This window comes from Streptomyces fructofermentans, assembly GCF_014651055.1.
Classification (GTDB): Bacteria; Actinomycetota; Actinomycetes; order Streptomycetales; family Streptomycetaceae; genus Streptomyces; species Streptomyces fructofermentans.
The window spans coordinates 1-13784 of record NZ_BMWD01000011.1 but is presented as its reverse complement, the minus strand read 5'-3'; the positions used below and the strand labels follow the sequence as shown (position 1 = coordinate 13784).

The window sequence follows — 13784 nt, the reverse complement described above, 5'->3', positions numbered from 1 at the left end:
GCGTGCGGGCCCGCCGGTACGGGCTGTCGGTACGGTCCGGGGCGCGCCGGCCGATCGGTACGGGCCGCCGTGCCCGGGGTCCGGGGGCGCCCGCCACCGGCGAGGTCCCGTCCGCCCGGGTACGGGGCTTTCCCGTGCCGCCCGCGCCGGGGGCACGGGAGTACGGAGTCACGGGCCGGGGGCCGTACTCCGGCTATCGCCGGACGGCGTGCGACCCGCCACCAGGCCTGCCCCGCCCGTAACCCGCGCACCCCCTGCACCCGCCGGACGCCTCCGGCCCCCGTGACTCCCGGCCCCCGTGACTCCCGGCCACAGTGACCCCGGCCACAGTGACCCCGGCGGGACGCCTCCCGGCGCCCGTCGCTCCCGGCCACAGTGACCCCGCCGGGACGACTCCCGGCCCCCGTCGCTCCCCGCCGCGGTGACCCCGTCGGGCCCCTCCCGGCGCCCGAGCCCCCGCCTCCGCGACCCGGCCGGAGGCCACCCCGTACCCCCGGTCGAGGGGCACGGCGGCCGGAGGGCGCCCCCCGGCCAAAGGCCACCACCCCGACACAACAGGCAGAGGCACCCCGTAACCTGTCCCCGTGGCAGAACCAGTGGTGCGCATCCCGGATGCGAAGGTCGCACTGTCCACGGCCTCCGTGTACCCGGAGTCGACGGCGACGGCCTTCGAGATCGCCGCGCGCCTCGGCTACGACGGCGTGGAAGTCATGGTCTGGACCGACCCGGTGAGCCAGGACATAGAGGCACTCCGCCGGCTCAGCGACTACCACCGGGTCCCGATCCTCGCGATCCACGCCCCGTGTCTGCTGATCACGCAGCGCGTCTGGTCCACCGACCCGTGGGTGAAGCTCCAGCGGGCCCGCGCGGCGGCCGAGAAGCTCGGCGCGAGCACCGTGGTCGTCCATCCCCCCTTCCGGTGGCAGCGCCAGTACGCCCGGGACTTCGTCACCGGGATCTGGCGGATGGCCGAGGAGACGGACGTGCGATTCGCCGTCGAGAACATGTACCCCTGGCGCTACCGGGACCGGGAGATGCTGGCGTACGCCCCCGAGTGGGACGTCACGAAGGACGACTACCGGCACTTCACGATCGACCTCAGCCACACCGCGACGGCCCGTACGGACGCGACGGCGATGATCGACCGCATGGGTGACCGCCTCGGCCACGTCCACCTCGCCGACGGCAACGGTTCCAGCAAGGACGAGCACCTCGTCCCCGGCCGCGGCACCCAGCCCTGCGCCGAACTCCTCGAACGGCTCGCGCGGTCCGGCTTCGACGGCCATGTCGTGATCGAGGTCAACACCCGCCGCGCGATGTCGAGCGCCGAACGCGAGGCCGACCTCGCGGAGGCGCTCGCCTTCACCCGGCTCCACCTGGCCTCGGCGCTCCGGGTCCCCCGGTCATGACCGCCGCCGCGCCCCGCCGCAGGGGACGCCCCTCCCGTACGGACTCCGCAGCCGGTCCGGCCGCCCGCGACCGCATTCTCGCGGCGGCCGGCGAGGAGTTCTCCGAGCGCGGCTACGAGAAGACCTCCATGCGCGGCATCGCGAAGTCCGCGGACGTCGACCCCGCTCTCGTGCACCACTACTTCGGCACCAAGGAGCAGGTCTTCGAGGCGGCCGTCCAAGGTGCCTTCGCGCCCGTCCTGGAGGCGCCCGGCTCGATCACCGACGGCCCGATGGACGGGGTCGGCGAGCGTCTGGCCCGCTTCTTCTTCGGCGTCTGGGAGGCCCCGGGGACCCGCAGGGCGCTGCTCGCGATCCTCCGCTCGGCCGTGACCAACGAGACGGCCGCCACGGTCTTCCGGCGGCTCGTCTTCACACAGGTGCTGAGCCGCGTCGCCGGACAGCTCGACCGCCCGGACGCCGAGCTGCGCGCCGAACTCGCGGCCGCCCAGCTCGTCGGGGTCGCCATGCTGCGCTACGTGATCAAGGTGGAGCCGCTGGCCTCGGAGGACGCGGAACTGCTCGTCGCACGGGTCGCTCCGGTGGTCCAGGAGCATCTGACGGGTCCTTGACGGGGCCCTGCCCCGGGGCCCGACGCTCCTCCCTCCCGGGGCTCGACGCACCTCCCTCCCGGGGCTCGACGCGGCTCCCTCCCGAGGGCCCGACGCCCTCGGCGGCCGAAGCGCGGCGGCGGGGCGGACGGCCGCTCACCGAGACATCCGTCCCGCATTCCGGACGGTCTGTCCGGATCCTGGAGGGGCGGCGTACGCTCGACAGAAGTCAGTACTCTCCGAAGGAGCGAGCGACGATGCCCGAGCTGAGGTCCCGCACAGTCACCCACGGCCGCAACATGGCGGGCGCACGCGCCCTTATGCGCGCCTCCGGTGTACCGGGCGCGGACATCGGCCGCAAGCCGATCATCGCCGTCGCCAACTCCTTCACGGAGTTCGTGCCCGGACACACCCACCTCCAGCCGGTCGGCCGGATCGTGAGCGAGGCCATCACGGCCGCCGGCGGCATCCCGCGCGAGTTCAACACGATCGCGGTGGACGACGGCATCGCCATGGGCCACGGCGGGATGCTCTACTCCCTGCCGTCCCGCGACCTGATCGCCGACAGCGTCGAGTACATGGTCGAGGCCCACTGCGCCGACGCCCTGATCTGCATCTCGAACTGCGACAAGATCACCCCCGGCATGCTGATGGCGGCGCTGCGCCTGAACATCCCGACGGTCTTCGTCTCCGGCGGACCCATGGAGTCCGGCCGCGCCACGCTCGTCGACGGCACGGTCCGCACGCTCGACCTGGTCGACGCGATCTCCGACGCGGTGAACGACAAGATCTCGGACGAGGACATCCTCCGCATCGAGGAGAACGCCTGTCCGACCTGCGGCTCCTGTTCCGGCATGTTCACCGCCAACTCGATGAACTGCCTGACGGAGGCCATCGGCCTCTCCCTCCCCGGCAACGGCTCGCTGCTCGCCACCCACACGGCCCGCAAGGGGCTGTACGAGGACGCGGCGCGCACGGTCATGGACGTCACCCGGCGCTACTACGAGCAGGACGACGAGACGGTCCTGCCCCGCAACGTCGCCACGTTCGCGGCCTTCCAGAACGCCATGGCCCTGGACATCGCCATGGGCGGCTCGACCAACACGATCCTGCACCTGCTGGCCGCGGCCCAGGAGGCCGGCGTCCCGTTCGGCCTGGAGGAGATCAACGAGGTCTCGCGCAGGGTGCCCTGCCTCGCCAAGGTCGCGCCGAACGTGGCGAAGGACCGCACGTACTACATGGAGGACGTCCACCGGGCCGGCGGCATCCCCGCCCTGCTCGGCGAACTCCACCGCGCGGGCCTCCTGAACGAGGACGTCCACTCGGTGCACAGCCCGTCCCTGTCCGACTGGCTGAAGACCTGGGACGTGCGCGCGGGATCGCCTTCCCCGGAGGCGGTCGAGCTGTGGCACGCGGCGCCCGGCTGCGTGCGCTCGGCCGAGGCGTTCTCCCAGTCCGAGCGCTGGGAGGCCCTCGACGTGGACGCCGAGGGCGGCTGCATCCGCTCGGCGGAGCACGCGTACTCGCAGGACGGCGGACTCGCGGTCCTGACGGGCAACCTCGCGGTCGACGGATGCGTCGTGAAGACGGCCGGTGTGGACGAGTCGATCTGGACCTTCGAAGGACCCGCGGTCGTCTGCGAGTCGCAGGACGAGGCCGTCGACAAGATCCTCAAGAAGGAGATCACGCACGGCGACGTCGTCGTCATCCGCTACGAGGGCCCCAAGGGCGGCCCCGGCATGCAGGAGATGCTCTACCCGACCTCCTTCCTGAAGGGCCGGGGCCTGGGCAAGACCTGCGCCCTGATCACCGACGGCCGCTTCTCCGGCGGCACGTCCGGGCTGTCCATCGGCCACGCGTCCCCGGAGGCGGCCTCGGGCGGGACCATCGCGCTCGTCCGCGACGGCGACCGCATCCGTATCGACATCCCGAACCGGAGCATCGAACTCCTGGTCTCCGACGAGGAGTTGGCGACCCGGCGCGAGGCCCTCGGCGGTGTGTACGCGCCCGTCGGCCGCGAGCGCAAGGTCTCGGCCGCGCTGCGCGCGTACGCCGCGATGGCGACGAGCGCGGACAAGGGCGCGGTCCGGGACGTCTCGAAGCTCGGCTGACCCCACCCGTCCGCCCGACGCGGCGACGGAACACGGGACATGGACCCGCCCGGTCCTCACCACCGGGCGGGTTCGCCGTTCCCGTCCCCCGCGCGTACGGGCGCCCCGGTCGGCACGGCTTGGCCGGAGCAGCCGCAGACTTCCGTCCCCCGCGCGTGCGGGCGCCGCCAGTCCCTTCGTCGGCACGGGCTCGCCCCGCGATTCCGCCCCCGCGCGTACGGGCGCAGCTCGGGACCGTGCGTACGGGGTCCTGCGTGGACCAGCGTGCAAGGGCTGTGTGTGGGCCTTCGCGCACGGGTTGTGTGTGGACCTGCGCGCAAGCGCTGTGCGTGGGCCTCCGCCTTCGGGCGCCCCTCGCCGGGCTTCGGCGTGCGGTCGCGCCTACGGCCGGGTTCGCGGGCCCGGGGTCCGGGACCCGCCCGTCACCAGTCGGCGGGGTCGCGGGCGTCCACGGCGAAGACGCTGCCGTCGGGCGCGCTCGCGTGGACGCGGTCGCCGAGTGCGACGGGCGCGGGCAGCAGGCCCACGACCCGCGCCGGGTTGCCGCCCAGCCGCGGCCGGGTCTGGCCCAGTGCCTCGCCGCTGCGGGCGTCCGCGGCGAGGAGGCGGCCGTCGGGCGCGCCCAGGTACACCCGGCCGCCGGACACGAGCGGCTGCGACGGTCGGCTGACCGAGGTCTCCAGACGCCAGAGCTGTACGCCCTTCCCGGCCCGGCGGGTGTCCACGGCCACGAGCGAACCGGCGACGTCGCTCAGATAGGTGATCCCCCCGCTCTCCGCGGCCGAGGCCCGGTCGAGCGGTGTCGCCAGGGGAATCCGGTGGACCTTCCGGTCCCCGCCGTCGATCCGGACGATCGCGTCGACGAGCTGGTCCGTGTTCGTCGACGTGAGGTACACGGCCCCGTCGGGTGCGGCGAAGGGGCTCAGGGTGCCGGTCGCGGTACGCGTCCACAGCACGGACCCCTTCTCCGCCGACACCGCGCTCACACGGGTGGCGGACCCGTCGGCCGAGGGCGTCGCCGCGTAGAACACGCCGGTCCGGCCCGAGCCGCCGGTCCACTGCGTGCCCAGACGCCCGACGCGCTCGCTCCAGAGTTCGTCGCCCGTCGCGCTGTCCAGCGCCCGTACCGTGCCCTGCTCCTCGGCGAGCAGGGTGGTGTCCCCGCTGTGCACGACGGCCCCGTACTTCGACACGTCGACGTCCCAACGCCGCTTCCCCGTCGCGGGATCGAGGGCGCTGAGCCTGCCGCCGGACTCGGTGTGCAGCAGACCGCCGGACAGCTCGGGCGCCGGGTTCGCGTCCGCGGCCCCGTCCCCGGCGGGCCTGCCGGCGCCCGCCCGGGCCTTGTGCGTCCAGACGACACGGCCGTCGGAGGGGGCGAGCCGCGCGGCCGAGATGCCGGGCGCCGAGCAGTAGAGGGCGCCCTTGCCCGACGTGCAGGCCGGGAGCGCGTCCGAGACGCGGCCGCCGCCGAAGGTCGTGGTCCAGGGCCGCAGGGGCCGGGGCCCGTCGGTTCCGGTACCCGTTTCGCCTCCGGTGCCGGGAGCGGTGCGGGGGGCGGCCGACGGTACGGCGGAGGAGGCCAACTCCCATGCCCACAGGCCGCCTCCGGCCGCCACGACCAGCGCGGCGCCGACGGTCGCGACGCGGCGGAGCCGGCGACGGGACTGTCCGCCACTGTCCGGCGCCGGCACCGGTCTCTCGGCGACGTGCGTCCGGTCGGAGGACCCGCGCTGGGCGGGGATGCGGGGAGCCGAGTCGGTCGAGGGCTGCCGGAGGGCGTCCATCACCTCGGCGGGCAGGGGACGTTCGTCGGGATCCTTCGCGAGGCAGCGCAGGATCAGCGGCACCAGGTCGTCGGGCACACCCGCCAGGTCGGGTTCGTTGTGCACCACCTGGTACGCGACGATGTAGGGGCTGTTGGAGTCGAACGGGCCGCGTCCCGTGGCGGCGTGGGCGAGCACGGCGCCCATGGCGAACACGTCGGCAGCCGGTCCGACCTCCCGCGGACGCTGGAACTGCTCGGGTGCCATGAACGGCGGCGAACCGATCAACTTGCCCGTCTCCGTGCGCAGATCGCTGTCCGTCGGACGGGATATGCCGAAGTCGATGACCTTGGGCCCGTCCGGTGCGAGCAGCACATTGCTCGGCTTGAGGTCCCGGTGGACCACGCCGACGCGGTGGATGTCGCGCAGGGCCTCGGCCAGTCCCGCCCCGAGCCTGCGTATCTCGGCCGCCCGCATCGCGCCGTTCCGCTTCACCTGCTCGGCGAGTGTGGGCCCGGGTATGAACAGCGTTGCCATCCAGGGCAGTTCGGCGTCCGGGTCCGCGTCCACGACGGGCGCGGTGAACGCCCCGCTCACTCGGCGGGCGGCGCTCACCTCCTGGCGGAAGCGTGCCCTGAACTCCGGGTCGGCCGCGTACTCGGCGTGCACCACCTTGATCGCGAGGCGGAGTCCGGAGGCGGAGGTGGCGAGGTGCACCACGCCCATGCCGCCCGCGCCCAGGCATGACTCAAGGCGGTACTGCCCGGCGTACTCCGGGTGTTCCGCTTCCTTGCCGGGACCGAAACTGCGCATCGGGGCCATGGCCCACCCCCGTGTCTGTGTCCGCGAGCGCGACGCACGGAGCCTAGTCGATGGTGCGTGCGATGTCGGACGTGCTTGCTAGCCTTCGCGAGTCGCGTGGGAAAGACGCGCACAGGACATGAAGACTTCAACGGGGGAGATCCGAATGGCTGTTGGGGACGGAACGAACACGGTCGAGGACGTCGCGGAGCACGAGGCGGCCGGGGAGGCGGCGGAGGCCGGGAGCGCGGAGGCCCTCGCTGTCCGCTACCCGGTGGCCCCGGGGGTCCGGCTGAAGGTCCGCAGCGGACCCGGCACGCAGTACGCGCTGGTCAAGGTGCTGCCGCTCGGCTCCCGCGTGCCGATCAACTGCCAGAAGCCCGGCGAGTGGGTGACCGGCACCTACGGCACGACCAACCTCTGGGACAACATCGCCAACGGGCAGTACGTCTCGGACGCGTACGTGAACACGGGCAGTGACGGCTATGTGGCGGCCCGCTGCACCTGACCCCCGACCCGCTCGGACCCGTCCGTCCGCCACCGTCCGCCACCGCCCGGTGGCGGACGACTCGGCAGGCCGCCGGTCGGCGGGCCCGCCGACGGTGGGCCGGACGGCCGGCGGGCCCGCGACTCTTCGTGCCCGCGCCGTCCGGGGTGATAATCGAGCCGTGAGCGAAGAGACCGGTACCCCCGCAGGCCCCCGCCCCGAACCGATCCGCTTCTTCGGGACGACCTGGGTGAACCACGACAACGGCTACGCGGCCCGCCGCGTGGGCGTCGCCGTGGGCTCGCTCGCGGCCGCCGCCGCGAGCTGCCTGGTCCTGCGCTTCGGCTACGAGGGCCTGGAGATCGCGGCCGTGGGCGGCTTCGTCAGCCTGCTCGTCGTCGTGATGTTCGCGGTGTGCAGCGCGATCGCCTTCCGCCGCACCTGGGAGGGCTTCGGCAGCCGCCCCGACCCCGAGACCCAGGCCTCCCTGCGGGGCCTGCTGACGATCGGCTTCATCGGCGCCCTCCTCGCGTACTTCTTCCGCTCCCTCACCGAGGCCCCCGGCGAGAAGCTGCGCCGCCAGGAGTTCGAGACGGCCCGCGAGCAGTACACGCGCCGCACCTCACGCCGTACGGGCAACCCGTCCCGCAAGCGCTCCCGCTGAGCCGTCCTCCAGTCCGGCGACGGCGCCGGGCCCTTCCGGCCGATCCACCGGCCGGGCACCTCTCGACACCCGGGCACCGGGCCCGATCCCCGGTGCCCCCTGTCGCTCCCCGCCCCGCCCCGGCCACCATGGCCGTATGACCGCCTCCTCCCGCACGCGTCACCAGGTCCGGGCACACTCCTTCAACGCGGCGGCGGCCCAGTACGCCGCCAACCGCCCCTCCTATCCGCCGGCACTCCTCGACGCGCTGGAGGAGACGGCGGGCCGCCCGCTCGTCGGAGCCCGGGCGATCGACGTGGGAGCCGGCACCGGAATGGCCACCGCCCTCCTGCGCGACCGGGGCGCCCACGTCGTGGCGGTCGAGCCCGGCGACGGCATGGCGCGGCAGTTCCGCACCGCGCTGCCGCACACCCCGCTCGTGCGCGGCGACGGCAACGCCCTGCCGTTCGCCGACTCCACCGCCGACTTCGTGACGTACGCACAGGCCTGGCACTGGACCGACCCCGCCCGCGCGGTCCCGGAGGCGATGCGGGTCCTGCGCCCGGGCGGAGCGCTCGCCCTCTGGTGGAACATGGACGCCCTCGACATCCCCTGGATCGCCCGGCAGGAAGCCCGCGTCGCCCGGTACTTCGGCGGCGACGCCGTCGGCAGGAAGGGCGGCGCCACGCAGCGCGCGGCCGTCGCCCTCACCGACGCGGGCGTCGTCCCGGAGGTCGTGGCGCGCAGTGTCCGCTGGAGCCGCACCGTCTCCCTGGACACCCACCTCGCGAACATCGGCAGCCACTCGATCTTCCTCGTCCACGGGGAGGAGGGCACGGCGTCCTTCCTGTCCGAGGAGCGCGGACACCTGCTGGAGGTGTTCCCCGACGGGATGGTCGAGGAGACCTACGACGCCGACCTCCTCGTGCTGCTCCGCCCCTGACCCCGGCCCCGGGACCTCGCGCGTCCCCCGGGGCCCGGGGCTCCGAGGCCCCCTCGCCCCCTGCGAAGGACACACCGCGCCGCCGTCCGGCCGCCCGGTGTCGGCGCCCCGCCCCCGCCCCCGCCCTCCGTCCGGTCCGGGCGCCCGCATGCGCGGCTGCCCCTCGCCGCGCCCGCCCCGCCCCGCTGCCACCACGGCCCCGCCCCGGCCGTACGCCCGAGCGCGCCCGCAAGTCAGGGGCCGGAGAGCGCGCCCGCAAGTCACGGGCCCGAGTGCGCCCGTACATCCCGCCCCCGGTGAGTCCCGTACGCCCGAGCCGCGAGGGGTGAGATGAGAGGCCCGAGGGGTGACGCCCGAGGCCGGGCATCACGACGCCCGGCAATCCGGCGCCCGGCACTCCGGAACGCTCGCCCCACCGCACTCCACGGCATCCCGCGCAGCGCCCGCCGCATCCCGCCGCGGCGCCCACCGCTGCCCGCCACCCGCTGCCCATCCCGCCGTAATCACGACCGTCGTGGCAACGCGAACAGGCTTGACGACCCCACCTCACAGGAGCATTATTCATCACATGATGAATTACTCTCCGGGTCCGTCCGAAACCCCGCAGCGGACCCCTGACGCACCGGCCGTGCACGCCGACGGACTCACCGTCGTCCGCGGCACCCGCCCCGTCCTGCGAGGACTCGGCTTCGACGTCCCCCGCGGCCGGATCACCGGCCTGCTCGGCCCGTCGGGGTGCGGCAAGTCGACCCTTATGCGGTCGATCGTCGGCACCCAGGCGAAGGTCACCGGCACCCTCGACGTCCTCGGACTCCCCGCGGGACACGCCACCCTCCGCTCCCGCATCGGCTACGTCACCCAGGCGCCCTCCGTCTACGACGACCTCAGCGTCCGCCAGAACCTGGACTACTTCGCGGCGATCCTCGACCCCGGCCGCTCCGCCGCGGACCGCCGCCGCGAAGCGGTCACCCGCGCGATCGCCGACGTCGACCTCGGCTCCCGCGCCGACGCCCTCGCCGGCAACCTCTCCGGCGGCCAGCGCAGCCGCGTCTCGCTCGCCGTGGCCCTCCTCGGCACCCCCGAACTGCTCGTCCTCGACGAACCAACGGTCGGGCTCGACCCCGTACTCCGCCGCGACCTGTGGAACCTCTTCCACACCATCGCCGCCGAACGCGGCGCCACGCTCCTCGTCTCCTCCCACGTGATGGACGAGGCCGAGCGCTGCCACCGCCTGCTCCTGATGCGCGAGGGCGAGATCCTCGCCGACGACACCCCGGACGCCCTGCGCGAGCAGACCGCCTCGGAGACCGTCGAAGCCGCCTTCCTCCACCTGGTCGACGAGGCGATCGCGGCCGGGGACCAGTCACGCAAGGAGTCCGTCCGATGAGCACCACCGCCACCACCGCGCGTACGAGCCCGGTCGCGCCCCCGAGGCCGAGGGCGCTCAGCCCCGCCCGGACCACGGCCACCGCGAGCCGGGTCCTGCGCCAGCTCCGCCACGACCCGCGCACCATCGCGCTGATGATCCTGATCCCGTGCGTGATGCTCCTGCTGCTCCGCTACGTCTTCGACGGCAGCCCGCGCACCTTCGACTCCATCGGCGCCTCGCTGCTCGGCATCTTCCCGTTGATCACGATGTTCCTGGTGACCTCGATCGCGACCCTGCGCGAACGCACCTCGGGCACCCTGGAACGCCTCCTCGCCATGCCTCTCGGCAAGGGGGACCTGATCGCCGGCTACGCCCTCGCCTTCGGCGCGCTCGCGATCGTCCAGTCGGTCCTCGCCACGGGTCTCGCCGTCTGGTTCCTCGGCCTCGACGTCACGGGCTCGGCGTGGCTCCTGCTGCTCGTGGCGCTGCTCGACGCCCTGCTGGGCACCGCTCTGGGACTGTTCGTCTCGGCCTTCGCCTCCTCGGAGTTCCAGGCCGTCCAGTTCATGCCGGCCGTGATCTTTCCCCAGCTCCTGCTGTGCGGCCTGTTCACCCCGCGCCCGAACATGCACCCCGTCCTCGAAGGCATCTCCAACGTCCTCCCGATGTCGTACGCGGTCGACGGCATGAACGAAGTGCTCGTGCACACCGACGTCACGGCCCAGTTCATCCGTGACGCGCTGATCGTCGCGGCCTGCGCCCTGCTCGTCCTCACCCTCGGCGCGGCGACCCTCCGCCGCCGCACCACCTGACGGACGCCCGCTCCGGACGGCGGCCCCGTCCGGACAGCCCGACCGGACAGCCCGACCGGACAGCCCGACCGGACAGCCCGACCCGGACGGCCCGGTCCACCATCCCGTCCCGCCCACCGGACAACGCGGCCCGTCGTCGTGCCCCCGGTGCGAGGATGGCTCCTGGACGACGCACCCCCGGAGGGCAACCGAACATGACCCAGAAAGTCGCAGTGCTCGGCACCGGCAAGATCGGCGAAGCCCTGCTCAGCGGAATGATCCGAGCCGGCTGGGCCCCCGCCGATCTGCTGGTCACGGCCCGCCGCCCCGAACGCGCCAGGGAACTGCACGAGCGCCACGGCGTGACACCCGTCGGCAACGCCGAGGCGGCCAAGAGCGCCGACACCCTGATCCTCACGGTGAAGCCCCAGGACATGGGCACCCTCCTCGACGAACTGGCTCCGCACATCCCCGCCGACCGCCTGGTCATCAGCGGCGCGGCGGGCATCCCCACCTCCTTCTTCGAGGAGCGCCTGGCCCGGCGGACCCCCGTCGTCCGCGTCATGACGAACACGCCGGCCCTCGTCGACGAGGCCATGTCCGTCATCTCCGCCGGCAGCCATGCCACCGCCGAGCACCTGGCCCACGCCGAGGAGATCTTCGGCGCGGTCGGCAAGACGCTCCGCGTCCCCGAGTCCCAGCAGGACGCCTGCACCGCCCTCTCCGGCTCGGGTCCGGCGTACTTCTTCTATCTGGTCGAGGCCATGACGGACGCTGGCATCCTGCTCGGGCTGCCCCGCGACAAGGCCCACGAACTCATCGTCCAGTCCGCGATCGGCGCCGCCGTGATGCTCCGCGACAGCGGCGAGCACCCCGTGAAGCTCCGGGAGAACGTCACCTCCCCCGCGGGCACCACGATCAACGCCATCCGCGAACTCGAGAACCACGGCGTACGGGCTGCCCTCATCGCAGCCCTGGAAGCGGCCCGCGACCGCAGCCGCGAACTCGCCTCGGGCAACAGCTGACGCCGGCCGGCGCCACGGTGTGGCGCCGGAACGCCCGCCCCTCACGCGGGCGGCAGCAGCCCGATCGCCCGGTACGCCCCGTCCACGGTCGGCCTCGCCATCTCCCTTGCCCTCGCCGCTCCGTCCCGCAACACCCCTTCCACGTACGCAGGATCCGCGCACAACTCCTTGTGCCTCTGCTGTACGGGTCGGAGGAGCTCCACCACGGCCTCGGCGGTGTCCTTCTTCAAAGATCCGTACGACTCGTATACACCGGCCAGGGCCTCGGGGTTCCCACCCTCACAGGCGGCGAGGATCTCCAGCAGGTTCGAGACGCCCGGCCGCGCCTCACGGTCGTACTCCACGTCCTGCCCGCTGTCCGTCACCGCGCGCATGATCTTCTTCCGGACCACAGCGGGTTCGTCGAGCAGATAGACGATCCCGGGCCCCACGTCGTCGGACTTCCCCATCTTCGACGTCGGCTCCTGGAGGTTCATGACCCGGGCCGCCACCTCCGGATGCGTGGCGCGGGGCACCACGAAGGTGTGCCCGTACCGCTGGTTGAACCGCACCGCCAGGTCCCGGGTCAGCTCCACGTGCTGCGCCTGGTCGTCCCCCACCGGCACCTCGTCGGTCCCGTACGCCAGGATGTCGGCCGCCATCAGTACGGGATAGGTCAGCAGGGACAGCCGCACCGACCCGCCCCGGTCCCGTTCCGCCGAGGCCTTCTCCTTGTACTGGATCATCCGCCGCATCTCGCCGTCGGTGGCCACGCACTCCAGCAGGTACGACAGCCGCGCGTGCTCGTCCACATGGCTCTGGACGAAGACGGTGCACACCTGTGGATCGAGTCCGGCGGCCAGCAGCAGCGTGGCCGCCTGGTGACTGAGTCTGCGCACCCGCCCGGGATCGTGCTCCACGGTGAGCGCGTGCAGGTCGACGACGCAGAACAGCGAGTCGGCCCGGTGCTGGTCGACCGTGCTCCACCGCCGCATGGCACCCAGGTAGTTCCCCAGTGTCAGATGCCCGGTCGGCTTGACCCCGCTGAAGACCCTCTTCATCCCTCTACCTCCTGGTCGGGGCCGCCACCGAGGCCGGCCGGGTCTCCAGGAGGGAGATACGAGAACGGCCGCCGAGGCGGCGGCCGTCGTGTACACGCGTATGTACGGCCGCCGTCAGGCGGCCCACCACAGCTGGGTGCACGCGTGCGTAGTCATGGCACCGAGCGTACGCCTCCCGGGTGGCTCCCGGCCGGAGGTTGACACGTCCCACGCCGATACGTAGTGTTCTCCGAGTTGTCCGACGTGAGCGCCGACTTCGGTTGGTCCCCGGACAGCCATTCCGCAACAAGCAGACACTGATCGACGATCCGTCGTCGGTCGGTTTTCATGCGCGTTTGCGAAATGAGGAATCCGCGTTCGAAAGGGCGCGACCCCGATTAGCTCGGGGGCGAGGATTCCGCTAAAGTCTCACTCGTCGGAACGGCCCAACAGCCGTGAAGGCAACCCCCACTGACTGGGAATCAGGCCCGAAAGGATCTGGTAGAGTCGGAACCGCCGGAAAGGGAAACGCGAAAGCGGAAACCTGGAAAGCACCGAGGAAATCGGAGCCGGAAACGGTCTGATAGAGTCGGAAACGCAAGACCGAAGGGAAGCGCCCGGAGGAAAGCCCGAGAGGGTGAGTACAAAGGAAGCGTCCGTTCCTTGAGAACTCAACAGCGTGCCAAAAATCAACGCCAGATATGTTGATACCCCGTCCACCACATCGTGGTGGGTGGAGGTTCCTTTGAAAAAGTCCTGCCGGGCACTGTCCGGCAGGCGCATCAGCGAGGACGCTGTGAACGATCGGCCCTATTCCGGCCGGTTGTTCC

Annotated in this window: 11 protein-coding genes; 9 read left to right on the top strand and 2 right to left on the bottom strand. The window is 72.6% G+C overall.

What is annotated here, in order from left to right; all coding sequences use genetic code 11:
- Nucleotides 1–584: 584 nt before the first annotated feature.
- From IE265_RS17085 to ilvD, 3 genes are all read left to right on the top strand, one after another.
- Nucleotides 585–1409, top strand: coding sequence for a sugar phosphate isomerase/epimerase family protein (locus IE265_RS17085; RefSeq protein ID WP_190036452.1), 825 nt, complete (start codon nucleotides 585–587; stop codon nucleotides 1407–1409).
- Nucleotides 1406–2020, top strand: a complete 615-nt coding sequence (locus IE265_RS17080) for a TetR/AcrR family transcriptional regulator (RefSeq protein WP_190036451.1) — start codon at nucleotides 1406–1408, stop codon at nucleotides 2018–2020. Before IE265_RS17085 ends, IE265_RS17080 begins: the two co-directional genes overlap by 4 nt.
- 236 nt (nucleotides 2021–2256) lie before the next feature.
- Complete coding sequence (gene ilvD, locus IE265_RS17075) at nucleotides 2257–4110, top strand: dihydroxy-acid dehydratase (protein ID WP_190036450.1); 1854 nt, start codon at nucleotides 2257–2259, stop codon at nucleotides 4108–4110.
- 422 nt (nucleotides 4111–4532) lie between these two features.
- Here ilvD and IE265_RS17070 read toward each other — a convergent pair whose 3' ends face one another.
- Nucleotides 4533–6698: a serine/threonine-protein kinase gene (locus IE265_RS17070; RefSeq protein WP_190036449.1), complete on the bottom strand. Its 2166-nt coding sequence runs from the start codon at nucleotides 6696–6698 to the stop codon at nucleotides 4533–4535.
- Between the two features lie 145 nt (nucleotides 6699–6843).
- Between IE265_RS17070 and IE265_RS17065 the strand changes: the two genes are divergently transcribed.
- From IE265_RS17065 to proC, 6 genes are all read left to right on the top strand, one after another.
- A complete protein-coding gene (locus IE265_RS17065; RefSeq protein WP_190036448.1) occupies nucleotides 6844–7185 on the top strand; it encodes a peptidase in 342 nt (113 codons plus the stop codon).
- 160 nt (nucleotides 7186–7345) lie between these two features.
- Nucleotides 7346–7828, top strand: coding sequence for an EamA/RhaT family transporter (locus IE265_RS17060; RefSeq protein ID WP_190036447.1), 483 nt, complete (start codon nucleotides 7346–7348; stop codon nucleotides 7826–7828).
- Between the two features lie 136 nt (nucleotides 7829–7964).
- Nucleotides 7965–8750: a class I SAM-dependent methyltransferase gene (locus tag IE265_RS17055; protein WP_190036446.1), complete on the top strand. Its 786-nt coding sequence runs from the start codon at nucleotides 7965–7967 to the stop codon at nucleotides 8748–8750.
- 568 nt (nucleotides 8751–9318) lie between these two features.
- Nucleotides 9319–10137: an ABC transporter ATP-binding protein gene (locus tag IE265_RS17050; RefSeq protein WP_190036445.1), complete on the top strand. Its 819-nt coding sequence runs from the start codon at nucleotides 9319–9321 to the stop codon at nucleotides 10135–10137.
- Entirely contained in the window at nucleotides 10134–10931 is a 798-nt protein-coding gene (locus tag IE265_RS17045; RefSeq protein ID WP_190036444.1) for an ABC transporter permease, read from the top strand. The genes IE265_RS17050 and IE265_RS17045 overlap by 4 nt, the downstream gene beginning before the upstream one ends.
- Before the next feature lie 194 nt (nucleotides 10932–11125).
- The gene (proC, locus tag IE265_RS17040) at nucleotides 11126–11935 is read left to right on the top strand and encodes a pyrroline-5-carboxylate reductase (protein WP_190036443.1); all 810 of its coding nucleotides are present in this window, start codon (nucleotides 11126–11128) and stop codon (nucleotides 11933–11935) included.
- Between the two features lie 41 nt (nucleotides 11936–11976).
- Here the strand turns inward: proC and trpS are convergent, their stop codons facing one another.
- Nucleotides 11977–12975 (bottom strand): tryptophan--tRNA ligase, encoded by a 999-nt coding sequence (gene trpS, locus IE265_RS17035; RefSeq protein ID WP_190036442.1) that lies wholly within the window; start codon nucleotides 12973–12975, stop codon nucleotides 11977–11979.
- Between the last annotated feature and the right edge of the window lie 809 nt (nucleotides 12976–13784).

Coding starts and splice junctions, on each gene's coding strand:
- IE265_RS17070 (WP_190036449.1), bottom strand. CDS start 6,698: ATGGCCCCGATGCGCAGTTTCGGTCCCGGCAAGGAAGCGGAACACCCG.
- IE265_RS17080 (WP_190036451.1), top strand. CDS start 1,406: ATGACCGCCGCCGCGCCCCGCCGCAGGGGACGCCCCTCCCGTACGGAC.
- IE265_RS17050 (WP_190036445.1), top strand. CDS start 9,319: ATGATGAATTACTCTCCGGGTCCGTCCGAAACCCCGCAGCGGACCCCT.
- IE265_RS17055 (WP_190036446.1), top strand. CDS start 7,965: ATGACCGCCTCCTCCCGCACGCGTCACCAGGTCCGGGCACACTCCTTC.
- IE265_RS17065 (WP_190036448.1), top strand. CDS start 6,844: ATGGCTGTTGGGGACGGAACGAACACGGTCGAGGACGTCGCGGAGCAC.
- IE265_RS17045 (WP_190036444.1), top strand. CDS start 10,134: ATGAGCACCACCGCCACCACCGCGCGTACGAGCCCGGTCGCGCCCCCG.
- trpS (WP_190036442.1), bottom strand. CDS start 12,975: ATGAAGAGGGTCTTCAGCGGGGTCAAGCCGACCGGGCATCTGACACTG.
- ilvD (WP_190036450.1), top strand. CDS start 2,257: ATGCCCGAGCTGAGGTCCCGCACAGTCACCCACGGCCGCAACATGGCG.
- proC (WP_190036443.1), top strand. CDS start 11,126: ATGACCCAGAAAGTCGCAGTGCTCGGCACCGGCAAGATCGGCGAAGCC.